The organism is Ignavibacteria bacterium (assembly GCA_015709655.1).
GTDB lineage: Bacteria > Bacteroidota > Ignavibacteria > Kapaibacteriales > Kapaibacteriaceae > OLB6.
In genome coordinates, this window is the sequence record CP054181.1 from 173,912 (window position 1) to 198,242 (window position 24,331).

Consider the following 24,331-nt stretch of genomic DNA (forward strand, 5'->3'; position numbering starts at 1 on the left):
TTCGAGAATACAAAAATCGGCAACATTAGCGAACCAGATGGTAACCTCCGTCAACAATCAGACTCTGCCCTGTGATATACGGTGATGCAGTAGCAAAAAACCATACAGCATCGAAAATATCCTCAGGGCTACCGTACCTACCCATCGGAATGGTATGTAACAGCGAAACCTCTGTTTCTGCCGGGGAGGGATCGTCGGGGACTGCAATCATTCCCGGCGCCACCATGTTCACAGTATGAGTGGGCGCCATTGTTCTGGCTAGGTTCTCACCAAGCCGCACAAGAGCAGTCTTGCTTACACCGTACTCAATACGGTTTTTCCAAATTTCATGGGCCCCAAGCGAGCTAATTGCTATGATTCTCCCCGTTGGTCGTTGCTTATACCATCGTGCAATGGTTAGGAGCGGCAGTGTATTTACGGCCAGGGTCTGCATCACGTCAGAGTTCGTAAGCTCCTGGAGCCCCCGTGCCCGGGGGAACACACCGGCATTGCTGACAATTACATCCGGACTTCCCATTAGTGCGTCCAGGTTTGTCAGTGCACTCTCGAGCTCATGTTCATTAGAAACATCGGCCTGCTCTGCAACAACCTTTACTCCCGAACCGGCCAACTGATTCTGCAGGAGTAAGGCCTGCTGCCTGGATTGCCTGTATAAGAACCCGACATCCCAGCCTTTGCGTGCAAAACCATGCACAAGCCCCTTTCCAATCCTTCGGGACCCTCCGGTAATAAAAACTACAGGCATATCGGATCGACCGGTATGGTGAGTAAATCAACAACATTACCATTACCATTATCCTGATTATGGTGCAACGTCAGGTGACTACCCGGTATTGCATATTCCTGCAGCACATAAGCCAAACCTACCTTGCTCTCCGGCTTGTCCGGCACCTGTACCACACTTGTTATTCGGCCAACTTGTGCACCGTCAGCAAACAGGCCTGCGTCCTGTGCCAGGCCCGTACCAAGCACTACCATTAACCTGTGCGCAACGTCAGAAATGGAATTGTGGGCAGAGATGTACTGCTCACCGGTATATCCGCGCTTACTAAATGACGTCAAGTGAAGCAACCCTGCCTCAATCGGATAATAGTCAGGTGAAATCTCTACATTGTTTGTGCCAATGCCGGCACAGATTCGAAGGAAATGATACTCTTCAGCAGGCAAAAACGGAATATCTGATGCTGCTCCGATCAGCGTGGCCCTGATACCATTCTGTACAGATGCACCACACATAATAACATAATTTAAATTTGCTCCTCCAGGCATTCTAATGATGAATGCTCCGGGGCTGTCCGGTACCATACACCACTGCCACTGCCGAAGGGTATGAACGTCTGCTCCGAGAAGCTGGAATATTACCTGTGGCGCCAGTTGGCCTGCAATGGCAATGCTTTCCCATTCTGCGCTCACATCGTTAAGTTGCACATCCAGATGGGTACTGTTCTTTTGCAGTTTGTCCAGTACGGTTCCAATCATGGATCGTGTGGTTAGTACCAGGCACTGATGTTGATCGGCTAACACCGTCAGCACATCAATACAGGTAGCCTCTTCAGTCACCAGCACCGTCTGACGTCCTCTGCCCGGTTCCATACCCGACAGGTCGTTTGTGGTAGTGTTCTGCAGAAGAGAAATACGGTCGGGTCCCTGAATACGAATAACACCATACCGTTCGTGATTATGCCATACAACGTCATGAAGTGCTGTCTGCCACACAGCTGAAGTTGCAGGACGTACTGTTGGAACGCTCATAAACAAAAATCGTAGTTTTTATCGGATCAGATGAATCAAAGAAATCAGCTCAAGTGCTGTTTTGTTCGGGACTGGCAGTACATACTTGCCTTGCTTGTGATCTCCAGCCTGTTTGCATGTCCGCTCGATGCGCAATCTCAGAGCCGGGAACTCTACAGAATCCACTTTACCGACAAAGGCAATGAACCATTTCGGCCGGGTTCTGAGCTTTATCAGGCAACCCTACAACGTTTTAATCCAAAAGCTATTGAGCGCAGGAAGGCTGCTGGCAGGCACCCGATTCTGGACTGGGCAGATATGCCTGTAAACGAAGCCTATGTAACCGCACTCGACGTTGTGGGTGTTAAACCGATCCTTACTCTGAGATGGACAAATTGTGTTCTTGCCGAACTTTCACCGCTTCAGGTTACTGTGCTTAGTCAGGTTGGCTTTGTCAGGAGTATCGAAAAAGTGCGTGAGGTTCATTACCGTCCGCTGTCCATGACGGATGACTGCAGCCCCGCCCGTCCCGGAGCGTCATCCGATGCACATTCACTCCTGAACACCATGCCGATTCTTCATTCAGGTATTACGGGAAATTCAGTACGGTTAGGTCTGATTGATACCGGCTTCCGGTACCGTGCCATGAGCTCGCTACGCCATCTGCGCGTTGTTGGAGAATTCGATTACATCCAGAATGACTCACTGGTTGACAATAATGATACGGACACCAGCGGACAAGACGGTCACGGCAGCATTGTTCTGAGTATTGCGGGTGGATGGCTTCAAGACACTCTGATCGGCTTTGCACCAAACGCTGATTACATTCTGGCAAAAACCGAGGACCTGCGCTTTGAACGTCGCATCGAAGAAGAAGCATACTGTGCAGCCATCGAGTGGATGGAAATGGAGGGGGCTCAGATAATCTCTTCATCGTTAGGCTACTACAGTTTCGATACTACTGAACAACCTATGGATCCGGTTGTGTTCGACGGTAGCACGACGTGGGCTGCCCAATACGTTAACAGAGCTGCAGAGCTCGGGGTACTTACGGTTACCGCTGCCGGCAATAACGGTGCAGGTGAACAATCGCTGCTTACTCCTGCCGATGCTGACAGTGTAATTGCGGTTGGCGCTGTTGATTACAGCGGTGTGGTGTGGGGTCAGAGCTCATCAGGCCTCACCTACGATAAGCGAGTCAAACCTGATGTTGCGTGTATGGGTCAGTCTGTACAGTGTCAGGACCGCGATGGCTCGATAAAACGTGTATCTGGAACATCAATGGCTACACCTCAAATTGCAGGATCATTGGCATTACTGTGTGAGCTATATCCAATGAGCACAGCCTCCATTGTTAAGCATATTTTGTTTTCAACATGCTGGACAAAGCCTGAGAACGGTACGAAAACCGGTAAAGGCATTCCGGATGTCACCCTGGCAGCCCGCAGATTGGGTGCAGTGTATGGGAGTGGATACGGCAAACCCGTAGCTATCCGGCACGGTGACAGCATCATTATCCTTGTTGCCATATTTGATACCAGTCAGGTGGATGCCGGCATTACCATTACTACGGCTCTCGGTCTGCGTACATTTACCGGATATCGCATCGACTCGCTATGGTACGGGTTTAGTATCCCATTGCAGGATGCAGGTACAGACACCATTGCCGTGCGGTTCAGCGCATCTGTCGGCAAGCGGATCTCATATCTGCCAGACCCCAACGGCTTTGTTCGTTTGCCGTCAGCAGCAAATCACATCCCATGCGGAATACGTCTGCCGGGAAGTATCGTATCGGTGCAATCAGGCGTTCTGGAACAGAGTCAGATCACTCTGTATCCAAACCCTGTACAGCATGGTGAAACTCTTACGATTACCGGAATCAGGAGACCACGATCACTTCAGATAGTCTGTGTTGGTACCGGTACCATTGTGCACTCTGAATCTACACCAACGGAATTGCACCAGTACAAGCTACAAGTACCGGAGCTGGATCCCGGGTTGTACCTGGTAGTTATCTACACTGAATCGGATATTACAACACTTCCAGTCATCATTTTATAGCAGCTATGAAATCAGTCATCGTCACCGGGGCAACGGGAGGTTTAGGAACAATCGTAACACAGCACCTCCGCACCATCGGATGGAACGTAATTACCGTAAATGGAAGAACAACTGACCTCACCAGGATGGATGCTGTTGAACGGTTCGTTGCCTCTGTTGCAGAACCTGTAACCGGGTTAGTTCATCTTGTGGGGGGAATACTGCCCGCAGCACCGGTACACACAACAACTATTGACGATTTTAACTGGTACGTGGCAGTCAATCTTACAACAACATACACAATTGTCAGAGCTATGATGCCACGGTTGATTCAGTCAGGCTCGGGAAGCATCGTAACCATTGGCGCCAACGATGCGCTGCATCAAACTGCACATCGCTCGCTATACGCTGCCACGAAAAGCGCTGTTGTTGCCTTTACGAAGGCAATTGCCGAAGAAGGGAAACCAGACAATATCCGCGCTAATGTCATTGTTCCCAGTATTATCCGTACCCCGGCCAACCTTGAATGGGGCGATGCCGATGAAGTGCCAAAATGGGTAGACCCCGGGCACGTAGCACAAACGATTGAGTTTCTTCTTTCACCATCGTGCGGATTAAATGGTGCTGTACTGACCATGCCCGGTGGATTAACATTGTAAACAACATGAAGTTTATACTCGGTTTCTATAAGCCATTTGCGTGGCGTGTTATAATCGCCCTGGCCATCATGATCCCAACAAGTGCCGTAAGCCTGCTCTTCCCATGGCTTACCGGCAGTCTTGTCGATTCAATTATTACCAGCGGAGCAGGAAGTGCCTTGATGGCCCTGGCAGCTATATTCCTTGGTCTGCTGATTTGCCAGGCTATTTTGAGCTACGCTGTAAGCGTAACGCTGGCAACAGCAACCGAGAACGTTATTGGACACCTGCGCACAACCCTGTTCGAACACATCGTAAGGCTTCCACTGGCGTTCCTGACGCAATACCGCGTAGGTGAACTGGCATCGAGGTTATCGAGTGACCTAACGCAAATTCAGGAAACATTTACTGTTTCCCTTGTCCAGCTTTTCCGACAGGGCGTTCTTCTTGTTGGTGCACTGATTGTTATCGTTTCAACCTCTTTGCCACTTACCATTCCAATCGTGATTTGTACTCCCCTCGTTGTGGCTGTTGCCGTGTTTTTGGGACGCAAGATCAGAAAGCTTAGCATGTCAACTCAGGATGCACTTGCAACCAGTGCAGCTGTTGTGGATGAAACGCTTCAGGGTATTATGGCAGTAAAATCGTTCGAAATGGAACACTTTGAGGCACAACGATATTCAACCGCGATCAGCAACACAGTTGCTTACGCAATTAAAGGAGCAAAAGTCCGTGCGCTATTCGTAACCTTTATTATCTTCGTCGTCTTTGGTGGTATTGCCGGCGTGATACTGTACGGTGCAAACCTGGTTGCCGAAAAAGCCATTAGTATTGGTGAACTGTTATCATTTCTGATGTATGCCATGTTTGTTGGCGGTTCACTGGGCAGTCTGGCGGAGCTTGTTGGACAGGTACAGAAAACAATCGGCGCAAGTATCCGCATTCAGGAGATACTACAGCAGCCTGTGGAAGTACTAACAGTACCGGCAAACCCAAGCCCCCTGCCACAGACGCATGTAACTGCACCCTCCAGCCTTGATCCTGATGGCATACCGGCTATTGAATTCCGGGACGTAGGTTTCGTGTATTCTGATAGAACAGGCCATGCTGCGGTACGGAATCTATCGTTTACAATTCACTCCGGAAGTCGGGTGGCCTTTGTGGGTGAAAGCGGCGCCGGGAAAAGCACTACTGCTGCCCTTATCCTGCGACTGTACGAGCCAACAACCGGAGAGATCCTATACGATGGCACTAACAGCCGTCTGCTTTCCCTTACCAACGTCCGCTCACGCGTAGGTATCGTTCCGCAGGATGTTGTGCTTCTTGGCGGAACAATCGAAGACAATATTCGGTACGGGCGGAGTGATGCCTCATGGGACGAAGTGCAGGATGCCGCCCGCCAGGCTAATGCTCTTGGATTTATCGAGACACTGCCCGGTAAATGGCAGACTGAAGTTGGAGAGCGCGGGACAAAGCTGAGTGGCGGACAAAAACAGCGCATTGCCATTGCGCGGGCCTTGCTAAAAAATCCCGAGATTCTGATACTGGATGAAGCAACGAGTTCACTCGACGCAACAAGTGAACAGCAGATTCAGGAGGCACTCGATAGATTAATGACCAATCGAACCACCATCATCATTGCCCACCGACTGAGTACTGTTCGTAGCTGTGACACGATCTTTGTCTTCGAGAATGGTACAATTATCGAACACGGCTCTCATCCGGAATTGATTCAACATGATTGCAGCCGGTACAAGAAGTGGGCCGATCTTCAGTTTCTGACCGGATAAAAAAAAGCTGTCTATTAAGACAGCTTTTAAAGGGATGCGGGACCGACGGGACTCGAACCCGCGACCTCCGCCGTGACAGGGCGGCGCTCTAACCAAACTGAGCTACAATCCCCTTTTGTGTGGACCCAAGCGGGATCGAACCGCTGACCTCTTGAATGCCATTCAAGCGCTCTCCCAGCTGAGCTATGGGCCCGTTCAACCCGTGGGCAAATTACAAATATAGAGTTTTTACCCAAATCCCAAAAAACGCGTTTCGGGGAAGTTATTCACACACAAAAAACACTGGCTGATGTGCAGGTCTGTAAAACCACCGTGCGGTCAGTCAGATCCCCCTGCACCGCCAAACTTATCATCAGGACTGGCAAACATAAAATTAAACGACGTAAGCGAGCCGTAAACACGGGTAATATATCCCTGGAGCTTAAGTTTCTCGCCATCCGTTAGTGATGACGACGAGTTAATCTGTTGCTCCAGTACTCTGAGATTGTCACGCATCATAACAACCTTGTGCATGAACTTATCAATCTGCAACTCATGCTGGGCAAGGCCGCTGTCAGCCGGCTTAAAAACAACCGAACCCCCCTGCCATTTTGGAGCAAGATCAGCAGAATGTCGCGATTCAATCTCGTTGGCAATCAGAGTTGCCAGTAAGCGCATTTGATATCTGTCAAGCTCCACGATTTGCCTTTCGTACTCCAACAACAACAGCAGCGGCAGCCATACTCTTGATTATGTCTCCAAGGAGGAAGGGAACTACACCCATTGTCAGGGTGAATTGCCATCCAGTAAACGTCTGCATGACCAGGGCTCCAATAAGTAAAATCGGTATGTGGCCAATCAGCCCTGCCGCAGTTAATCGGAGAAATGACGCCGACCGGCTTCCTGCAACTGTACCGGCCAGCCAGGCACCGGGAAGAAAGCCAAGAAGGTACCCGGCCGTAGGACCCCATAAAGCAGGTAGTGAGGTGAACCCTGCGAAGACCGGTGCCCCCATCGCCCCGGCACACAAATAGGTCGCTGCAGCCAGAAACCCCTGTCGTCCGCCAAACAAAAGTCCCCACACAAGAACAGCAAACGTTTGGCCTGTGATCGGAACCGGTGTACCCGGCAAATCAATCCGTACCTGCGAAGCCAATGTAATTGCAACGGCTCCAGCCAGTGGCATGAGTATGGTATACGGCAGACTGCCGGCAAACCGATGTGAATTGGGTTGTGTTACTATGTTGTGTTCCATGCAGCAAAGATAAAAATATCGCTGAAAGCATGCATGTCAGTCCGGTTGGTTAACCGTTACTCTTTAAGCGCTCCGGCAGTTAGACCCTGGATTATGGACTTCTGAAATACAACGAACAACAGTAAAATGGGCAATGCGCTAATACTTGCACCAGCCATCAGATGTCCCCAGTCAATACTCTGCTTACCAATATAAAACGCAAGTCCAACGGGCAGTGTACGGTGAGCCTCATCGTTAATAAATAAAAATGGATACAAGAAGCTGTTCCAGTTACTGAGGAAGGTGTAGATTGCCAACACGGTAAGCACCGGACGGGTGAGCGGAAAGATAATTCGCCAGAGAACCGCCCAGTCACCTGCCCCATCGATTCTTGCTGCGTCTTCGAGCTCCGTTGGAATGCTGAGGATATACTGCCTGACAAGGAAAATGCCAAAGGGCGTCACCAGGAATGGAATTGTTAGTGCTGCATACGTATTGATCCAGTGTAGCTGTGCCATTAGCCGATACATCGGAATCATCAGCACCTGCTGTGGTATCATCAGAACACCAAGTACGGTTAGGAACAGCACGGACGTAACCCTGGTTTTCCCACGGGCAAGTGCGTATCCTGACCACAGACAAAACACAACATTCCCCGCGGTGACAACTGCACCAACCAAGGCAGAATTAATGAAATACCGCAAGAACTTATCACTCTTCAGCGCATCGGTATAGTTCCCAAGAATTGTGGGAGCATTCAGTAAATCAATTAGGTTAGCATATTGCTCGGGATTCGACCGTAGGCTTACAAGCAGCATCCAGGCCATCGGGAATACCATCCCTACGGCAACAACCGCAAGGAGTACTGACAGTACAATGCCTGTGGGTTTCATTCCTGCCATCACGCACCTGCCGGCCGTAGCATTTCCTGGTACAGGCGGTGTGCAGCGATGAACTCACGCACCCGATCTGGAACCAAATACCGGATGCTCTGGTGCTGAGCAATCATCGTCCGGATTTCTGTGCTACTGACAGACATGAGTGGTGCCGATATCCAGATCGGTGCCCGGTTCTGTACTGTAAGCTGCGCAGTTAGCATCTGCTCGTTGACGGTTGACTCTGCAAGGGGGCGGCGCACAATACAAAGCTGGGAGCGCAGGCATATCTCCGTCCAGTCCTTCCATTGAGTAAACATCACAGCATGGTCAGTACCCGTGAGCAAAAACAAATCTGCATCCGAATGCATGCGCTGCAGTTCGGTTATCGTATCTATGGTGTACGAAACTCCGGCACGTTGAATTTCATACTCAAGGAGCACAAATTTGGGGTTGTCAGAAATAGCAATATTTACCATTTCTGAACGGTGTTCAGGTGACACCACAGAAACTGCGTCTTTAAAGGGGCTTTGGTAGGCAGGAACAAAGTAGCAGATATCCAGCTTCATCTGGCTGGTAAAACATTCAGCTGTTACCAGATGAGCAACATGGATCGGATTAAAGGTTCCACCTACAATACCAATTCGCATTATCGGGTTGCAATTACGGGCACCGTTCTGCGCCCGTGCGCAATATTTGGCGCCACAAAGGTTCGTGTTGGTTTGCAGCGTGCCTCAAAGTCGGCACGGAATTTTTCAATAAAGCCCTTAATCGGCCAGGCTGCAGCATCACCGAATGCGCAGATCGTATTGCCTTCGATGTTTGATGCTACATTGTACAAAAGGTCGATATCCGCCAGTGTGGCATCGTGATGCTCAAAACGATGCATCATTTTCTCCATCCAGCCGGTACCTTCTCTGCACGGCGTACACTGTCCGCAGCTTTCATGATGGTAGAACCGTGCAATACGCAATGCCACAGACACAACGTCAGTATCCTCATCCATCACCATGATGCCAGCGGTACCGATATGAGTCCCCAAGACTTTTAAACTTTCCTCATCCATGCGCACACCATCAATCTCGTCGCCACGTAATGGTGGCATTGACGATCCGCCCGGAATGATTGCCTTAATCTTCTTGTCACCCGGGACGCCGCCACAGACCTTGTAAATAATATCGGTAAGCAGCATACCGGTTTCCAGTTCATACACACCCGGTTTGTTCACGTGACCACTTACGCCGTAGAGTAACGTCCCCACATGACCTCGTGCACCGATCTTGGAATACTCTCCGCCGCCCAGCATCATGATGGGCGGGACCGTTGCCAACGTTTCAACGTTATTGATCGTTGTTGGCATACCCCACAGCCCCTTGTTGGCGGGGAACGGTGGTTTAAACCGCGGATATCCGCGGTCGCCTTCCAGCGAATTCATAAGTGCGGTTTCTTCACCGCAGATGTAAGCACCGGCTCCTTTGTGCACCACCAGGTCCAGTGTGTATGGATGGTTAAATGTTTGCTGCATCCTGTCACCCAGGTAGCCCTTACTGTAGGCTTCATCCACAGCATCCTGCATTAGCGCAACCCATTTGTGGTATTCGCCGCGAATGTACAGGAAGGCCTTACTGATGCCCATGGCATACCCTGCTATCAGTATCCCCTCGATCAACTGATGAGGATTGTATTCAAAAATCTGTCTGTCCTTGAACGAACCGGGTTCAGACTCATCACCATTGATGGCAAGGTATTTTGGTTTATCGTTGCCCTTTGGCATGAACGACCACTTTAATCCCGTTGGGAAGCATGCACCACCGCGACCGCGTAAACCCGAGGCTTTCACTTCGTTGATCACTTCATCGGTTGTCATCCGAAGCGCTTTGCGATATGCCTCGTAGCCGCCATTGGCTACATACACATCAAGTTTATGAAGGTTAGGAATTTGTGGTAATACAAGGTGTGGCAACGTATACATCATGCTGCGAAAATAGTCAAACAAATGCAGACGCAAACTCATGATCTATGCAACGGACGTAGTCACTGGGTTGGCGGCTCTCATCAGTAACACAACAAAGCTCAGCACCGAAGGCAAAGCCCCCTACCATCCATAAAATAGCGGTTTGGGGTGTTCAGTTTAGTGGCCTATGTTTTCAACTACAACGGCAAGTCCCTGTCCAACACCAATGCAAAGGGTGGCTGCGCCATACCGAATACCCCGCTTTTTCATTGTTCTAACAAGCGTACCAAGAATCCGGGCGCCGCTCATCCCCAGAGGATGGCCGATTGAAATTGCACCACCATGCACGTTGGTAATGTCGGGATCAAGCTTTAGTTCTAACATACATGCCAGTGCCTGAGCTGCAAATGCTTCGTTAAGTTCAACAAGCCCGAGCTCCGAAACATCGATGCCGGCACGTGCACAGGCTTTGCGCAGGGCACCAACCGGACCAATACCCATGATGCGTGGATCTACGCCTACAACCCCGCTGCCGATTATCCTGGCAAAGGCTAGCTGGGCAATGTGCGGATGGGTTTCAACATAGGCATCGCTGACAATAAGCATGGCAGCCGCGCCATCGTTCAGCGAAGAGCTATTACCAGCCGTTACCGTTCCACCTTTCCGAAAGGCACTGTTTAGTGATGATAACTTTTCAATCGTCGTATCAGCCCTTGGTCCTTCATCGGTATCAACAGTGGTCACCGCACCTTTTTTCCCGCGAATAACAACTGGTACAATCTCGTCGGTAAAAACACCTGCCTGCTGAGCCGCAACAGCTTTCCTGTGGCTTGCCAGGGCAAACTCGTCCTGTGCCGAACGCGCAATCTCCCATCGTTCAGCAATATTCTCGGCCGTCTCACCCATTGCTTCCAATGGAAACATTGCTTCCATTGCCGGATTCGGATATCGCCATCCCAATGCGGTATCGTACGCTGTAAGATTTCCAAACAAGGCACCACCCGAAACATTCTTGGGAAGGGTGTAAGGGGCTCTGGACATGCTTTCTACACCACCGGCAATTATAACCTGTGCATCACCGGTATCTACAGACCGTGCAGCCTGAATAACTGCTTCGAGTGATGATGCACACAGACGATTTACGGTAACACCTGGAACGGTGTATGGCAACCCTGCAAGCAGTGCTGCCATACGGGCAATGTTACGGTTGTCTTCACCAGCCTGATTGGCACAGCCAAACACAACATCGTCAACCTCGTCACCCGGGACACCGGTGCGCTCGATAAGAGCTCGAATTACATGGGCTGCCATGTCATCCGGCCGAACTGATTTCAGCACTCCTCCGTACTTCCCTACCGGTGTTCTGATCGGTTCAATAATGTATGCCATGGTGCAACCCCTGATTGATATGTTGATTTACTTAATCAGTCTTTGAAATCTGGTCTTTGTGAATGTCGGACGCTACAGCGAAGCCAGATTTCGTTCAACTTTCTCTTTTGCTGCCGACCAGTCGGCATGTTTTTTCTTCTCGGCAGCCACTACCTCGGGGCTGGCCCCTTTTATGAAGCCTTCATTCATGAGCTTCTTCTCTACGCCGGCAATTGCATTGGTAAGTCGCGTGAGTTCCTTCCTGAGCTTGTCTATTTCCTTTTCGGTATCTATAGCACCTTCAACGATCAAGTAACATTCAACGCCGCGCACAATTTCAGACACGCTTGCCGGTGGTTTTGCAATGTCAGTACCAATGGTAACCTGGCTTGCCCGGACAAGGTTCGAAACAACGGTTTGATGATCAGTCAGGAATGCCGCCACGCCAGGTTCAGCACCAAGAACAACAGGGAGTCTGGTGGAGGGCGGGATGCTTAGCTCATTTCGCTGACGACGTACCGTTTCAACAACGGATTGTAGTGTGGTAAAACTATCTTCAAGGGCATGGTCAACCTGATTGGCGTCAAACGCCGGGAAACCGGCCTGCAGAATAAACGTCTCACCGGGCTTATCGGTAAACAGCGACTGCCATAGGTCCTCCGTTAAAAACGGCATCACGGGGTGAAGTAGCTTTAAGGTTCCTTCCATAACAGAAAACGCCGTCTGTAACGCTGCCGCCTTATCATCGTTATTGTGTGCCTGGGCACACCTGATCTTTACGATTTCAACGTACCAGTCGCAGTAATCACGCCAGATAAATTCATATAATATCTTAGAATACTCAGTAATCCTGTACTGCTCTAATGCCTTTGAGGCATCATACAACGTTGAGTGGTAGCGGGACAATATCCATCTGTCGGCTGCTGTTACGCTTGTTTCTACACTCTTGCTGATGTTGACGCCCACCTCCTCTTTTTTTAGCAGGAGAAACCTGCAGGCATTCCAAACCTTGTTGGCAAAATTCCGTCCAATTTCCATCGACGGGATATCCTGCGTCTTCTCGTCAATTTCCAGTCGTACGTCGGTACCGAGTGGTGCCAGATAAATCATTGTAAAACGAACGGCATCCGACCCGTACTTATCAAGGATGGCAATCGGATCGGGACTATTGCCCCGACTCTTGCTGAGCTTACGTCCTTTGCTGTCTCTAATGATTGACGTAAAGTAAACATCTTTAAAAGGAATGGTATTGCCGAATTTCAATGTTGCCATAATCATTCGTGCAACCCAGAAGAAGATAATGTCGGGGCCGGTCACCAGTAAATTCGTGGGCAGGTAATACTGCATTCCAACCGTTGGCTGTTCACCAACCTGCCAGCGTTGGGTAGTTAACGGCCAAAGCCAGCTTGAAAACCATGTATCCAAAACATCCGGATCCTGGATAAGCGGTTCGGATGCAGGTAGTCCCAACTTACTCCGAGCTTCGTCTTCGTTGCGTGCAGCGGTGTAGCGCCCGTCAGTAGCATAGTACACCGGTATCCGGTGTCCCCACCACAACTGTCGGGAGATGCACCAGTCTCGAATGTTCATCATCCAGTGTTCGTAGGTTTTGGTCCAGTGCTCGGGATAAAACCTGATTTCACGGTTCTGAACTGCCTTCAGGGCTGGCTTGGCCAGGGGAGCCATTTTTACAAACCACTGGTCACTCAGATACGGTTCAACGGGTTCACCACCACGTTCCGAGTATCCGATGTTATGTGTGTAAGGTTCTGTTTTTTCAAGAAGTTGTCTGGCTTCTAAGTCACGGACTACCACCCGCCTGGCTTTAAACCGCTCCAGTCCGGCATAGTCGCCGGCAAGCTGGTTCAGGGTGGCATCGGCATCGATACACTGAGGCATGTCCAGACCGTGTCTGATACCAATCTCGTAGTCATTCGGATCATGTGCAGGTGTCACCTTTAAACAGCCGGTACCAAAGCTCATGTCTACATAGTCATCAAGAATAATAGGAATTCGTTTCCCGCTGAGCGGGACAATTACCTCTTGTCCGGCAAGTGCATTATAGCGTTCATCGTCGGGGTGAACAGCAACGGCAACGTCGGCAAAAATGGTTTCAGGCCGTACCGTGGCAACGATCAGAGTACCCGAGCCGTCGGCAAGGTGATAGCGGAGCGAGTATATCTGCTCTCGTACTTCTTTATGGACAACCTCTTCGTCACTTAATGCGCTCATAGCCAGAGGTGACCAGTTGATGATCCGTTTTCCGCGATAGATCAGTCCTTCGTCGAACAACGCAATAAACACATCACGAACGGCATTGCTCGCCGTCTCGTCCATCGTAAACAAAGTTGTATTCCAGTCGCAGCTGTTCCCCAGCATCTTCAGCTGTTCAAGAATGATATTGCCGTACTTATTTTTCCAGTCCCAGACCCGCTCAACAAATACATCGCGTCCAAGTTCATGTCTGTTGGTTCCCTGCTCGCGAAGCTGTTGTTCTACCTTTGTCTGAGTGGCAATACCTGCATGGTCCAGACCCGGGAACCAGCAGGTTTCATCGCCAAGCATACTATGCCACCGGATGTACAGATCCTGTATTGTATGATTAAGAACATGACCAAAATGGAGGATGCCGGTAACGTTGGGTGGAGGCATTAAAATGCTGTACGGGGCTTTGGCAGACGGCTCAGAAGCGAACACACCGGCTGATTGCCAGGCCTCGTACCATGTGGTGCGGGATCGTGTAGGGTCAAATTGCGGGGGTAGTATCATAACTCTTCGAAAATACGGTGTAGCCGAAAAACACCCCTTTGCATGGTTAGTACCGGTGATATTAATAAAAATTGACTCGTATATTTGTTAGTTCTGTGGGAACCTTTACGCAACAAACTCGTACATGCATTCGAATTTGAGTCGTATCTCATAGTGAAGAATCGCAAATTTCCATCACCCGGAGGTCGTTATGAAACATAGGCTGACGAGCTTACCTTGGTTAACATCCGCTTTTGTGGGTGCAGCCCTGGTGCTTACGTCGTGTACCTGTAAAATCAAGGATGAGCAGCAGGCAATGATCAATCAGTTACGCACTGATGAAAAACAGCTTACTGCTGATATTGCCAAAGCCGAAACCGACAAAACAAAGATCAATGCCGAACTGAGCAGCAGACAGGCAGATCTCAGGAAGTGCAACGAGCGCTTGAACTTTGTAAAGGACAAGATGGCACGGTGGCCACATGTATGGACGGGCTGGGATCCCAACAGTCCAATTGAAGAGATCCCCGCACCCGCGCAACCAACCACTAAAACCAAGAAGCGATAAGGAGAATATCAATGAAAAATCTACTGCTCTTAGCCTTGTTTAGTGGAAGCATCATGGTAGCCACTGCGGCAGAAGAAAAAGTTCCGCCGCCCCCCGAATCCAAGCCTGACATTGAGCTTACCTGCGATGAAGCCGATGCCCGCATCGCCAAATACCGTGATGCCAACAACGAGCTGAAGGCCAAGCTTGATGGAATTCGTGCAGATATCTTAAAAGCCGAAGGCGATCTTACGACTGCGGTTTCAGATATTAAAAAGTGCAACGACGATATTTATGCTCAGGTGAGCGCCTCCGAGGCCGAGGTCAATGCATTCCGTGAAGCCCTTGGGCGCATCGAAGGCCGGGTACGCGAAATGCAGCGTCTTACCAACGACCAGCTCGCCGACCGGCGTGCGGATGTCATCCAGCTTGATAAAGATTTTCGGCAGCTGGTAGGTCAGCGCCTTGCAGCTCTCCCCGAATTCTACGATCGGATCAACGCATTAGGACGTGATATTAAGGGATTGTATCGTGAACACAGCCGTCCTCCGGGATACACCGTTGGTACGTGGGCTGAAAACAAAGACTGTTTGTGGAACATTTCCGGCAGGTCCGAGATTTATGCCGATCCACACCAGTGGCCAAAAATCTGGTTAGCAAATACCGATAAGATTAAAAATCCAGATGTGATTCAGCCAGGCTGGGTGCTTAATATCCCTCCCAAAGGACCAAAATCAGACGAAGAAATGAAGGCCGAACGTCGCTACTGGCGTAAGAAGAAAGCCGAAATTCAGGCTGCACAGGCTGCTGCAACTGAAACACCGCAATCAACGGCTGCACCTGCTACCAGCGAAACCGGAAAATAAATCCGGTTCACCTCCGGTACGCATTCAGCTATACCGCCGACAAAAATCACCGCTTCACTTCACTGTGAAGCGGTTTTTTTTTATTGCCAACACGAAATCTTTCCACCGGTACATACCAGATACCTATGATTTCAGTACTACCTCGTAGATTCGTTGGTTAACCATACTGGCACTATTGTTAGGCTACATGCAAACCGTCGAGAAAAAACTACGCATCACCGATGTAGAACCGGTGGAACTGTTTGGTCCGAACGAAAATCACCTGCAGCTCATCGAAAATGCTTTCGATACAACACTTACTGTTCGCGGTGATACCGTAATCCTCCGTGGTGAACCCCATGAAATCAAGAAAATTGAGCAAATTATCCAGGAGCTGACAAGAACGCTCCAGCGTGTAGGACGTCTGACGATGACTGACGTGTCGGTAATCATCGATCTGGTAAGCGGTAACCGCAACAGTCACACCCCACCCGTTGCTTCTGAAGAACTCGACTCACTGATATATTGGGGCAAGAAGGAAGTTATCCGAGCACGGACCCAAAACCAGCTGGAATACTATCGGAGAGTACAAAAGAACGACCTGGTATTCTGCATCGGTCCTGCCGGTACAGGAAAAACATTTCTGGCTGTTGCCATGGCACTAAGCGCCTTGCGCGCCAATGAAGTCAGCCGAATTATCCTGTCACGTCCTGCCGTTGAAGCAGGCGAAAGCCTTGGTTTTTTGCCTGGTGACCTAAGTGAGAAAATCGACCCGTATCTGCGACCACTCCTGGATGCTCTTGCCGACATGGTGAGCCCCGATAAACTCAAGGGTATGCTGGAACGCCGTATTGTGGAGATTATTCCACTGGCATATATGCGTGGCCGAACGCTGAACAACAGCTTTATCATTCTGGATGAAGCCCAGAACGCTACCCGCAGTCAGATGAAAATGTTCCTCACCCGTCTTGGCCAGAACAGCAAGGCAATCGTGACTGGTGATGTTACACAAATTGATCTTGTTAAGAAAACCGACTCGGGTCTGAGCGACGTGTTCCAGCTGTTTTCAGGAATCAATGGCATTGACTTCGTGGAATTTGGTCGCGAAGATGTTGTCCGCCACCGGCTTGTGGCTGAAATTATCAATGCCTATGAACAGCGCGACAGCCGTCATCAGGGGGTAAATACAGAATTTAAAGGTGAAGCTACATCAGCCACACGGGAGCAAGACGCACCATGATTGAGCTATTTGGATTCCTTCCGATAACTCTGATGGACATCGCTGATATCCTGATCATCAGCATTCTTTTCTTTATTGTTTATCGCTCTCTTCGCGATACAGCGGCAATTCAAATCATCGTAGTGCTGGCCGTGCTGGCTGTACTGGGAATCATCACAGAAGCAGCAAATCTGCGGACGGTGAACTGGGTTCTTCGGCGGATTGCTGATATCGGGCTGATCGCGTTCGTGGTTCTCTTTCAGCCCGAATTGCGACGGCTACTTTTGCTGGTAACCCAAACCCGGTTGTTCCGTTTGTTTGTTCGTAGTAGCAATGCTAATATTATTGACGATGTGTGTAATGCCGCAAAGGAAATGAGTGCCAAGCATATTGGCGCTTTATTGGTGTTTGCCCGTGCCGACCATATTCGGGTGATTGTTGAAACCGGAGTAGAACTCCAGGCAGCTCTCAGCCCGGAACTCCTGCTGTCAGTTTTTAACCCCCGCAGCCCATTGCACGACGGAGCAGTGGTGATTGACGGTCAGACTGTGGTGGCAGCACGTTGCGTACTGCCGTTGAGTGCCGAACAGAAAGCAGCCTCAAGAACACTTGGAACACGCCACCGCGCTGCGGTAGGCGTAACCGAACAAGCCGATGCCGTATGCCTTGTGGTGAGCGAAGAATCTGGTGCCGTCAGCATTGCCTACCAGGGTGAGCTTGAACACAATATTTTACTTGATGAACTACCTTCCAAATTGTCTGAACGTATTAGCCTGCTTGCAAGTACATGATTAAAGTCCCACAACGAATTAAAACACCTTTTGATGAGAAGCGACAACTCCTTGTAGAGCACCTGCAACGTAGGGGAATTACTGACCCAAACGTACTTGATGCCATGAACACAGTTCCTCGTGAAGCCTTTGTTTCTGCAGGCTTGCAGTCACAGGCATACGAGGATTCAGCCTTGCCTATTAATGAGCGGCAAACGATTTCTCAGCCGTTTACGGTGGCGTTTATGACGCAGTGTGCCAATATTAAACCAAACGATAAAGTTCTTGAGATTGGTACCGGCAGTGGGTACCAGGCAGCCGTACTTGCACAAATGGGAGCGCAGGTAGTGTCGATTGAGCGTCACTCGCCACTTTCCATTGTTGCACGAAAGCGGCTTAGTAGTCTGGGCTATCCGGTACAGTGCAGAGTGGGCGACGGAACCATCGGTTACCGTGCCGGAGCCCCTTACAATGCTATCCTTGTAACGGCGGGTGCACCTGACGTCCCGGAATCGCTGGCCCGACAGCTTGCAATTGGCGGAAGGCTGGTTGTTCCGGTGGGCAACACAACGAACCAGACACTGTACGTTGTTACAAGAACTGCCGCCGAAGACTGGAAGGTTGAAAACAAAGGCGACTTTGCCTTTGTCCCCCTGATCGGCGTTGAAGGGTGGAGTGAGCGTGAATAGTAATCCTACCACTGTTGTGGTTATAGGCGGGCCAACAGCAGCCGGGAAAACTCAGGTTGCGTTGCAACTGGCTCAGCACGTGCCGGTTGAGGTTGTTTGTGCTGACTCCCGCCAGGTTTACGCTATGCTCGATATTGGAACTGCAAAGCCAACGCTGCAGGAAATGCAAACCTGTCCGCACCATTTGTTTTCAGTTGTTGATCCAGCCAATACCGTAACTGCCGGCGAATACGCAACATGGGTTCGCACGATTATTGCCACTCATGCCGATCCGGCTACCGTGCTTCTGCTGGTTGGCGGTACCGGGCTCTATATTCAGGCTGCTCTTGATGGGCTTTCCTCACACGGCAGAAACACGTCACAGTCAACCAGAGATTTTGTGAATTCAGAGCGTGAACGCCTTGGTGCCACGGGATTGTACCAGTGGCTGCAGAAGGTTGATCCCGCTGCCGCAGCTCACTATCCGGATAAAAATCCGCGCCGGGTTCAGAGAGCTCTTGAATTTATCCTCGAGAATGACAGACCATTTTCAGAAATTCTTGAGACTCCGGCGGATGCAGTCCAGGCAAACGTACACTACTTTAGTATTTATCTGGACACGAGCGAACTCAATAAACGAATCGAAGATCGGTGTAATGCAATGTGGAATGATGGAATAGTCGAGGAAACACAAAATTTGCTGTCACATGGAATCCAACCACAACAACAGAGTTTACGCACAATTGGATACGAACAGGTTTTGCAGTACCTTGGCTATGGAGAACAGTTAAGTCGTACAGATGCCATTGAACGTCACATTGTTGCCACACGCCAGTATGCCAAACGTCAGCGAACCTGGTTCCGCAGCGATACCCGGTATCAGTGGCTTCATGCAGCAACAGCGGTATCGCAGATCCTGCATAACATCGCTGTCACCGTCTGTGTTCTTGCATTACTGGCCATCGGCCACGTAACTGCAGCTCCTGCTGCTACCGATTCCACACGGTTACCACCACTGCCAGCCATACCCACTCAGTTTGATTCGGCACAGGCAATTGCATTATTTAAGAAATATGCCGACTCAGTTCTTAATTCAGATGCATTTAAAGGGGCTGATGTCAGTTGTCAGATTTGGAACCTGCGAACAAACAAACTTCTCTTCGAGCGAAACCCGACCCAGAATCTTACGCCGGCTAGTACAACAAAACTATTTACAACGGCAGCCGCCTACCACGCTTTGGGCAGTGGAGGCGCACTGGTTACTGAACTCAGGATGAACGGGCGTTTAAACAGTGATGGCGTTTTGGACGGTGACCTGTACCTGGTTGGATGCGGTGATGCAATGCTCAGCGTAAATGATATGGAATACCTGGCTGATCAGGCATACAGGATGGGCCTGCGCAAAGTACGCGGGAAACTGTATGCCGATGATAGCTTTTTTGACCATGTGGGAAACCGTGCTGTTTATAGTGGAGATTTTGAAGATGTTCAGCATACGGCGCCGGTTTATCCCCTATCGCTCAATGAGGGGTCGGTCTCGGTAGTCGTTTCGGCATCCCGCAAAGGTACTGTTTCGGTGCAGGTACTCCCCAATACCACAGCCGTCGTTGTACAGGTTGCTCCCGCCGTTCGTCAGAACCGCCGTCGGAAGAAACGTTCCTCTCTATCTGTTAGCCAGACCGTTCTAAAGGATGGACGAGTTCAAATTACCGTTACCGGTGCTCCGCGGCCTAATCGTACACAAACCTTTCATATCACGGTACAAAAGCCTGCTCTGGTGGCGGTTGGTGTTCTTGAATCCAGGCTTCAGGCTGGCGGAATTCAGGTTAACGCCGGTATTGGTGTTAAGGCTGCTCCGCAGAGTTCCAGGATACTTTCCCAGATACAGCGTCCATTGAGTGAATATTGTTCCGTAGTCAACAAACGCAGTCATAACTTTTATGCTGAGCAGCTGTTCAAGTTTGTTGGTGGACGTTACGGTGGCAGAACAAACACCGCTGACGTTGCACGAAAAGCTATTCTTGCCACCCTGGATTCTCTAAGAGTGCCGCATCGCGGAATGATTCTCAATGACGGGAGCGGACTCTCGCGGCGTAACCGTGTATGCGCAGCTACAGAGGTTGATTTGCTGAAGGCTGTCTGGAAGCAGCCGTACGGCACGGAGTTCTATCACACTCTATCGGTGGCCGGTGTTGATGGCACCATCCGCAGACGGCTGGCCGGTACCATTGCGGCAGAATATGTATTTGCAAAAACAGGAACTCTGCGCAACACCAGCTCCTTGGCGGGGTATGCTGTCACCCTTGATGGCGAGGACTGGTGCTTTTCAATCATCAGCAACGGCCCCAACCCGTCGGCCTATAAAAAGGCCGAAAACCTGCTCGCCATTAGGATGGCAGGGTTCTCGTACAACCCCTTGGTTACCGAACGGACACCGGTATCTGGCAGTAAACTTCGATACGAAAGGGGCTCAGGCACGGGAAGCTCGGAAGACGAATTTATAGATGACGGCAGTGAAGAGTAGCGACAATGCAAGGCCGGAAATATCGGCTAGCCAGTCATACACACTTGCATCACGATTCAGGACAAAGCTCTGGTGCACTTCATCAAGGGCGCCCCACAGAGCTCCAAGGATTAGCGAATACAAACGTACCTTCTTGCGTGACGCAGCAGGTTTCCAGCCAATAATCGCAAGCTGGCATGCCAGACCGTACACAAAAAATACGCTTACGTGGGCCAGTTTATCACCCAGATAAAAGTCCAGAGGCGGAAGCTCGTTTCCCGGGAATGAACTCAGAACGAAGATGAGAACCGTTAGTGCACCTAATGGGATGACGGTAAGTTTATTTGCCTTTTTCATTGTTGTTCTTCATTACGGTACCAAGCAGTCTGATTACGTCACCGGCAAGCATCGATTCTTCCGCCCTGCTCTGTACCCACACATCTGCAGTAAGTCCGTGCAAATACGCACCCAGGGAAGCTGCATCTATTCCCAGTACCCCTTGGGCTACAAGTCCGGCTATCATGCCCGCCAGTACATCACCGGTACCTGCCGTGGCAAGTGCAGGGTTGCCCGTACTGCAAAAACGAACATCTGAGCCAGACACGGTTACCGGAGGAACAGATTTTAGATGTACTGTACAGCCAAGGTGTGAGGCAAGTGTACGGACGGTGTTTACGACTGACGTGATCTCGGCTGATTTCGATGCATGCTCCAAACCGAGCGCATCACATAGTTGGTTAAACTCCCCCGGATGCGGCGTTAGAATACAGTTCTGCATATTGCCACGCATTTCCGGAATACAGCGTAATCCATCGGCATCAATGATCCGCGGAATATCATGTGCATTGTTCAGAAGCCGTGTGAGCATCCCAAGCCGATCCTCGTCTGTGCCAAATCCCGGACCTGCAACAATGGTTGTGACCTTTCCCAGCATCTGTTCAGCCTGGTTCAATGGCACTACCATGATCTCTCTTGGCAACAGCGGATGGGGGTGGTCGGTGGCCAGTGTTACAACCCCTGCACCTGTACGCAGAGCTGCTTCGGCACACAAGGCTGCAGCGCCACGCATTGCCCTGTTCCCGGCAACAACCAGCACATGTCCATACGTGTATTTATGCGTTCCAGACCTGCGCTCAGGCAGGAGTTGCCGAAGATCTCCCGTATCCAGACTTGAACCAATGGCGTGCTGTCGGGCCAGACCGGGCGGAGCACCAATGGGGACAACATGTATTGTCCCACACACTTCACGTCCGCCTGCTGTTAACATCCCCAGTTTAATTGTTTCCATTGTTATCGTTGTATCAGCCCGAACGGTATCCGGGTGCCTTCGTCCGGTAGCACTGTCAAGACCAGTTGGTACGTCAACCGAGAGAACGTAAGCCTTTTTACTATTAACCAGGCGTGTCCACCTGCTGATGGGCTCCCGGAGGTCTGCAGTGCCACCTGTTCCGATAAGAGCATCAATAACAACGTCATACGTTCCGGCCAGAACGTCATCAGGTATTGAAACCGGAATAGACAACTGGAGGGCTCTGTGGTAGTTCTCAAGAGTTTCAGCCGACATCGTTGACGGCTCCGGGACGGCACCAATGGTAACCGTACAGCGGGTGGACAGCATGCGGGCAATAGCATATCCATCGCCACCGTTATTGCCATTACCGCACAGAACAACTACCGCACTACCATCCGGGATATCGGCACAATGTGAGACCACACCCTGTGCTGCTGTTTCCATAAGTACTGATGGAGCAATACCGGAAGCAATAGCCTCATTGTCAATTATCCGAGAACTTTGTGGTGTAGTTACCCAATTCATATCTATGTTCAAGCCCTTTGTATCCGGTACGATGAAATCACGATGCGATAGTGTGCAGTTTCTCTGCCCGAACAACCACGAAGGCTCCCTGCCCATAACCCTTTATCGGATCTTCAGGTGCAGGTGCCGACGGATTGGTAAGCGTCTGAACGATGTCAGTGACCCTAAACCCCTGTTGCTCAATAAGCACCAGAACATCACCCACTGAATAGAACTGAGCATCTCGAAAAAACGTGCTCTCCTGTTTCCCTGCTTCCACCGCCGCAATAAAAGCATGTTGTCTGTCCAGAAAAGCCAGGACCAGCACACCACCCGTCTTTAGTACGCGAAAAGCCTCTTGCATTGCAATAACCGGGTCTTCAACAAAGCAGATGGATGTAATAAAGACCACTGTGTCATAGCTGGCATCTGCATACGGTAAATGCTCGGCAACACCCTTACGCACGTTCAGGTTCCGTTGCCTTGCCAGCGTTAGCATGCCTTCCGACGGATCTATGCCATCAGTAATTCCCAACTGCTCGGCAAAAATCCCGCTTCCAATACCAACTTCCAGTGTTTTCTTGCCCTGAGGAAGCAACTGTTTAAGTGCCCTCAATTCAGATTCAAACAACTGTGGGTTATCAGCAAACCACTGATCGTACTCGTCAGCATGGAAATCGAAGGCATTGTGTGGCATACGGATGTGTTAAAAGAATTTATACAATGGATAAATGCACTATACTATTTCCCCGGCGTATAGACCCCGGTAATATTCTTTGGCAGGAATGTATAAATCAGTGGGAAACCAGTAAGGAGTGCGCCGCCAATGACATTTCCAAGTGTAACGGGAATCTGATTCCACAACCACCAGTCACTCAGCGAAATATCGCTTCCTAACATCATGGCTGTTGGAATAACGAACATATTTACCACGCTGTGTTCTAAGCCCAGTGCAAAAAACGTAAAAATGGGCAGCCATAGAGCCACGATCTTGCCCAGAGCCGATGAGGAAGAAACGCCCATCACCACACCCATGGTAACCATCCAGTTGCACAGAATGGCTTTCACAATCGCTATCCCTATACCAGACAAACCCAGTTCTTTATAGAACAGCGTCTTTCCCTCAGCAACTGCGATTACCTTGTGAGCAACGTCGGGCATGACCGCTATCTGCCCAAAGTCAGTAATATACGTCCAGAACATTGCACAAAAGAACAAACTGCCCAGTAGATTACCCAGAAATGCCCACATCCAGCTGTGTACAAGGCTTATACTGGAAGTTTCTTTACCCCATACCGCCATGGGTACTGTTGCAAAGTTGCCCGTTACCAGTTCAAGCCCTAAAAGAATAATCATGGCAAATCCAACCGGAAAAACCAGTGCGCCAATGATCCCTAAACCGGTTTGCGTTGCAGCTGTATATGCCAGCACGGTGGCAAAGCCAAGAAGGGATCCTGACAGAAAGCCTCTGATTAAAATATCTTTTGCATGTAACCTGGACTTATATGCTCCCATGTGAATCAGGTCTTTCACGATTTCCGACGGTTTAATGCTATCCATAACAATGAATCCGTGTGTTAATGAGTTCTACAACTGTTTTGGTGTGTGAGCAATAATATTTATATCA

The 24,331-nt window shown here is 50.1% G+C and carries 22 protein-coding genes and 2 tRNA genes; 9 read left to right on the top strand and 15 right to left on the bottom strand.

What is annotated here, in order from left to right; translation table 11 throughout:
* Nucleotides 1-25 precede the first annotated feature (25 nt).
* Together HRU79_00700 and HRU79_00705 are read right to left on the bottom strand one after the other, a co-directional pair.
* Nucleotides 26-745: an SDR family oxidoreductase gene (locus tag HRU79_00700; GenBank protein QOJ25236.1), complete on the bottom strand. Its 720-nt coding sequence runs from the start codon at nt 743-745 to the stop codon at nt 26-28.
* Nucleotides 736-1,752, bottom strand: a complete 1,017-nt coding sequence (locus HRU79_00705; GenBank protein ID QOJ25237.1) for a hypothetical protein — start codon at nt 1,750-1,752, stop codon at nt 736-738. Before HRU79_00705 ends, HRU79_00700 begins: the two co-directional genes overlap by 10 nt.
* Nucleotides 1,753-1,782: 30 nt before the next feature.
* On the opposite strand from HRU79_00705, the gene HRU79_00710 reads away from it, so the two are divergent.
* The 3 genes from HRU79_00710 to HRU79_00720 are packed head-to-tail and all read left to right on the top strand — an operon-like array spanning nt 1,783 to nt 6,199.
* Nucleotides 1,783-3,792 carry a S8 family serine peptidase gene (locus HRU79_00710; protein ID QOJ25238.1) on the top strand — a complete coding sequence of 670 codons (2,010 nt, stop codon included), beginning with the start codon at nt 1,783-1,785 and terminating at the stop codon, nt 3,790-3,792.
* Between the two features lie 5 nt (nt 3,793-3,797).
* Nucleotides 3,798-4,430 carry an SDR family NAD(P)-dependent oxidoreductase gene (locus HRU79_00715; protein QOJ25239.1) on the top strand — a complete coding sequence of 211 codons (633 nt, stop codon included), beginning with the start codon at nt 3,798-3,800 and terminating at the stop codon, nt 4,428-4,430.
* A 5-nt stretch (nt 4,431-4,435) separates the two neighbouring features.
* Entirely contained in the window at nt 4,436-6,199 is a 1,764-nt protein-coding gene (locus tag HRU79_00720; GenBank protein ID QOJ25240.1) for an ABC transporter ATP-binding protein, read from the top strand.
* 37 nt (nt 6,200-6,236) lie between these two features.
* Here HRU79_00720 and HRU79_00725 read toward each other — a convergent pair.
* From HRU79_00725 to HRU79_00765, 9 genes are all read right to left on the bottom strand, one after another.
* A tRNA-Asp gene (locus HRU79_00725) sits at nt 6,237-6,311 on the bottom strand.
* Nucleotides 6,312-6,319: 8 nt separating this feature from the next.
* Nucleotides 6,320-6,392, bottom strand: a tRNA-Ala gene (locus HRU79_00730).
* A 125-nt stretch (nt 6,393-6,517) separates the two neighbouring features.
* Nucleotides 6,518-6,856, bottom strand: coding sequence for a hypothetical protein (locus HRU79_00735; protein QOJ25241.1), 339 nt, complete (start codon nt 6,854-6,856; stop codon nt 6,518-6,520).
* Between the two features lie 10 nt (nt 6,857-6,866).
* Nucleotides 6,867-7,433, bottom strand: coding sequence for a biotin transporter BioY (locus HRU79_00740; protein QOJ25242.1), 567 nt, complete (start codon nt 7,431-7,433; stop codon nt 6,867-6,869).
* A gap of 56 nt (nt 7,434-7,489) precedes the next feature.
* The gene (locus HRU79_00745; GenBank protein QOJ25243.1) at nt 7,490-8,314 is read right to left on the bottom strand and encodes a carbohydrate ABC transporter permease; all 825 of its coding nucleotides are present in this window, start codon (nt 8,312-8,314) and stop codon (nt 7,490-7,492) included.
* A complete protein-coding gene (gene nadD, locus HRU79_00750) occupies nt 8,314-8,937 on the bottom strand; it encodes a nicotinate (nicotinamide) nucleotide adenylyltransferase (GenBank protein QOJ25244.1) in 624 nt (207 codons plus the stop codon). Before nadD ends, HRU79_00745 begins: the two co-directional genes overlap by 1 nt.
* On the bottom strand, nt 8,937-10,262 hold the full coding sequence (gene nuoF / locus HRU79_00755) for an NADH-quinone oxidoreductase subunit NuoF (protein ID QOJ25245.1): 1,326 nt from the start codon (nt 10,260-10,262) through the stop codon (nt 8,937-8,939). Before nuoF ends, nadD begins: the two co-directional genes overlap by 1 nt.
* 156 nt (nt 10,263-10,418) lie before the next feature.
* Nucleotides 10,419-11,630, bottom strand: coding sequence for a thiolase family protein (locus HRU79_00760; protein ID QOJ25246.1), 1,212 nt, complete (start codon nt 11,628-11,630; stop codon nt 10,419-10,421).
* A 72-nt stretch (nt 11,631-11,702) separates the two neighbouring features.
* Nucleotides 11,703-14,378, bottom strand: coding sequence for a valine--tRNA ligase (locus tag HRU79_00765; protein ID QOJ25247.1), 2,676 nt, complete (start codon nt 14,376-14,378; stop codon nt 11,703-11,705).
* A gap of 190 nt (nt 14,379-14,568) precedes the next feature.
* Here HRU79_00765 and HRU79_00770 point away from each other — a divergent pair, with 190 nt between their 5' ends.
* The 6 genes from HRU79_00770 (at nt 14,569) to miaA (ending at nt 20,930) form a co-directional block, all read left to right on the top strand.
* Entirely contained in the window at nt 14,569-14,925 is a 357-nt protein-coding gene (locus tag HRU79_00770) for a hypothetical protein (protein QOJ25248.1), read from the top strand.
* An 11-nt stretch (nt 14,926-14,936) separates the two neighbouring features.
* Nucleotides 14,937-15,770: a LysM peptidoglycan-binding domain-containing protein gene (locus tag HRU79_00775; GenBank protein QOJ25249.1), complete on the top strand. Its 834-nt coding sequence runs from the start codon at nt 14,937-14,939 to the stop codon at nt 15,768-15,770.
* 187 nt (nt 15,771-15,957) lie between these two features.
* A complete protein-coding gene (locus tag HRU79_00780; protein QOJ25250.1) occupies nt 15,958-16,989 on the top strand; it encodes a PhoH family protein in 1,032 nt (343 codons plus the stop codon).
* Entirely contained in the window at nt 16,986-17,759 is a 774-nt protein-coding gene (locus tag HRU79_00785) for a TIGR00159 family protein (protein ID QOJ25251.1), read from the top strand. Before HRU79_00780 ends, HRU79_00785 begins: the two co-directional genes overlap by 4 nt.
* Nucleotides 17,756-18,427: a protein-L-isoaspartate(D-aspartate) O-methyltransferase gene (locus HRU79_00790; protein QOJ25252.1), complete on the top strand. Its 672-nt coding sequence runs from the start codon at nt 17,756-17,758 to the stop codon at nt 18,425-18,427. The genes HRU79_00785 and HRU79_00790 overlap by 4 nt, the downstream gene beginning before the upstream one ends.
* Nucleotides 18,420-20,930, top strand: coding sequence for a tRNA (adenosine(37)-N6)-dimethylallyltransferase MiaA (miaA, locus tag HRU79_00795; protein ID QOJ25253.1), 2,511 nt, complete (start codon nt 18,420-18,422; stop codon nt 20,928-20,930). Before HRU79_00790 ends, miaA begins: the two co-directional genes overlap by 8 nt.
* Here miaA and vanZ read toward each other — a convergent pair.
* The 4 genes from vanZ to HRU79_00815 are packed head-to-tail and all read right to left on the bottom strand — an operon-like array spanning nt 20,877 to nt 24,264.
* A complete protein-coding gene (gene vanZ / locus HRU79_00800; GenBank protein ID QOJ25254.1) occupies nt 20,877-21,266 on the bottom strand; it encodes a VanZ family protein in 390 nt (129 codons plus the stop codon). The two genes, miaA and vanZ, sit on opposite strands and share 54 nt — an antisense overlap.
* On the bottom strand, nt 21,250-22,725 hold the full coding sequence (locus HRU79_00805) for an NAD(P)H-hydrate dehydratase (GenBank protein QOJ25255.1): 1,476 nt from the start codon (nt 22,723-22,725) through the stop codon (nt 21,250-21,252). Before HRU79_00805 ends, vanZ begins: the two co-directional genes overlap by 17 nt.
* Nucleotides 22,726-22,762: 37 nt before the next feature.
* A complete protein-coding gene (locus tag HRU79_00810) occupies nt 22,763-23,401 on the bottom strand; it encodes a methyltransferase domain-containing protein (GenBank protein QOJ25256.1) in 639 nt (212 codons plus the stop codon).
* A 44-nt stretch (nt 23,402-23,445) separates the two neighbouring features.
* Nucleotides 23,446-24,264 carry a formate/nitrite transporter family protein gene (locus HRU79_00815; protein ID QOJ25257.1) on the bottom strand — a complete coding sequence of 273 codons (819 nt, stop codon included), beginning with the start codon at nt 24,262-24,264 and terminating at the stop codon, nt 23,446-23,448.
* Nucleotides 24,265-24,331 lie beyond the last annotated feature (67 nt).

What these genes read in the sequence shown, in the direction of transcription:
- HRU79_00705 (QOJ25237.1), bottom strand. Translation starts at nt 1,752, where the DNA reads ATGAGCGTTCCAACAGTACGTCCTGCAACTTCAGCTGTGTGGCAGACA.
- HRU79_00815 (QOJ25257.1), bottom strand. Translation starts at nt 24,264, where the DNA reads ATGGATAGCATTAAACCGTCGGAAATCGTGAAAGACCTGATTCACATG.
- HRU79_00760 (QOJ25246.1), bottom strand. Translation starts at nt 11,630, where the DNA reads ATGGCATACATTATTGAACCGATCAGAACACCGGTAGGGAAGTACGGA.
- HRU79_00765 (QOJ25247.1), bottom strand. Translation starts at nt 14,378, where the DNA reads ATGATACTACCCCCGCAATTTGACCCTACACGATCCCGCACCACATGG.
- HRU79_00745 (QOJ25243.1), bottom strand. Translation starts at nt 8,314, where the DNA reads ATGGCAGGAATGAAACCCACAGGCATTGTACTGTCAGTACTCCTTGCG.
- HRU79_00775 (QOJ25249.1), top strand. Translation starts at nt 14,937, where the DNA reads ATGAAAAATCTACTGCTCTTAGCCTTGTTTAGTGGAAGCATCATGGTA.
- HRU79_00770 (QOJ25248.1), top strand. Translation starts at nt 14,569, where the DNA reads ATGAAACATAGGCTGACGAGCTTACCTTGGTTAACATCCGCTTTTGTG.
- HRU79_00720 (QOJ25240.1), top strand. Translation starts at nt 4,436, where the DNA reads ATGAAGTTTATACTCGGTTTCTATAAGCCATTTGCGTGGCGTGTTATA.
- HRU79_00785 (QOJ25251.1), top strand. Translation starts at nt 16,986, where the DNA reads ATGATTGAGCTATTTGGATTCCTTCCGATAACTCTGATGGACATCGCT.
- HRU79_00700 (QOJ25236.1), bottom strand. Translation starts at nt 745, where the DNA reads ATGCCTGTAGTTTTTATTACCGGAGGGTCCCGAAGGATTGGAAAGGGG.
- HRU79_00735 (QOJ25241.1), bottom strand. Translation starts at nt 6,856, where the DNA reads ATGCGCTTACTGGCAACTCTGATTGCCAACGAGATTGAATCGCGACAT.
- HRU79_00790 (QOJ25252.1), top strand. Translation starts at nt 17,756, where the DNA reads ATGATTAAAGTCCCACAACGAATTAAAACACCTTTTGATGAGAAGCGA.
- HRU79_00710 (QOJ25238.1), top strand. Translation starts at nt 1,783, where the DNA reads ATGAATCAAAGAAATCAGCTCAAGTGCTGTTTTGTTCGGGACTGGCAG.
- HRU79_00780 (QOJ25250.1), top strand. Translation starts at nt 15,958, where the DNA reads ATGCAAACCGTCGAGAAAAAACTACGCATCACCGATGTAGAACCGGTG.
- nuoF (QOJ25245.1), bottom strand. Translation starts at nt 10,262, where the DNA reads ATGATGTATACGTTGCCACACCTTGTATTACCACAAATTCCTAACCTT.
- HRU79_00740 (QOJ25242.1), bottom strand. Translation starts at nt 7,433, where the DNA reads ATGGAACACAACATAGTAACACAACCCAATTCACATCGGTTTGCCGGC.
- vanZ (QOJ25254.1), bottom strand. Translation starts at nt 21,266, where the DNA reads ATGAAAAAGGCAAATAAACTTACCGTCATCCCATTAGGTGCACTAACG.
- HRU79_00805 (QOJ25255.1), bottom strand. Translation starts at nt 22,725, where the DNA reads ATGAATTGGGTAACTACACCACAAAGTTCTCGGATAATTGACAATGAG.
- HRU79_00810 (QOJ25256.1), bottom strand. Translation starts at nt 23,401, where the DNA reads ATGCCACACAATGCCTTCGATTTCCATGCTGACGAGTACGATCAGTGG.
- nadD (QOJ25244.1), bottom strand. Translation starts at nt 8,937, where the DNA reads ATGCGAATTGGTATTGTAGGTGGAACCTTTAATCCGATCCATGTTGCT.
- HRU79_00715 (QOJ25239.1), top strand. Translation starts at nt 3,798, where the DNA reads ATGAAATCAGTCATCGTCACCGGGGCAACGGGAGGTTTAGGAACAATC.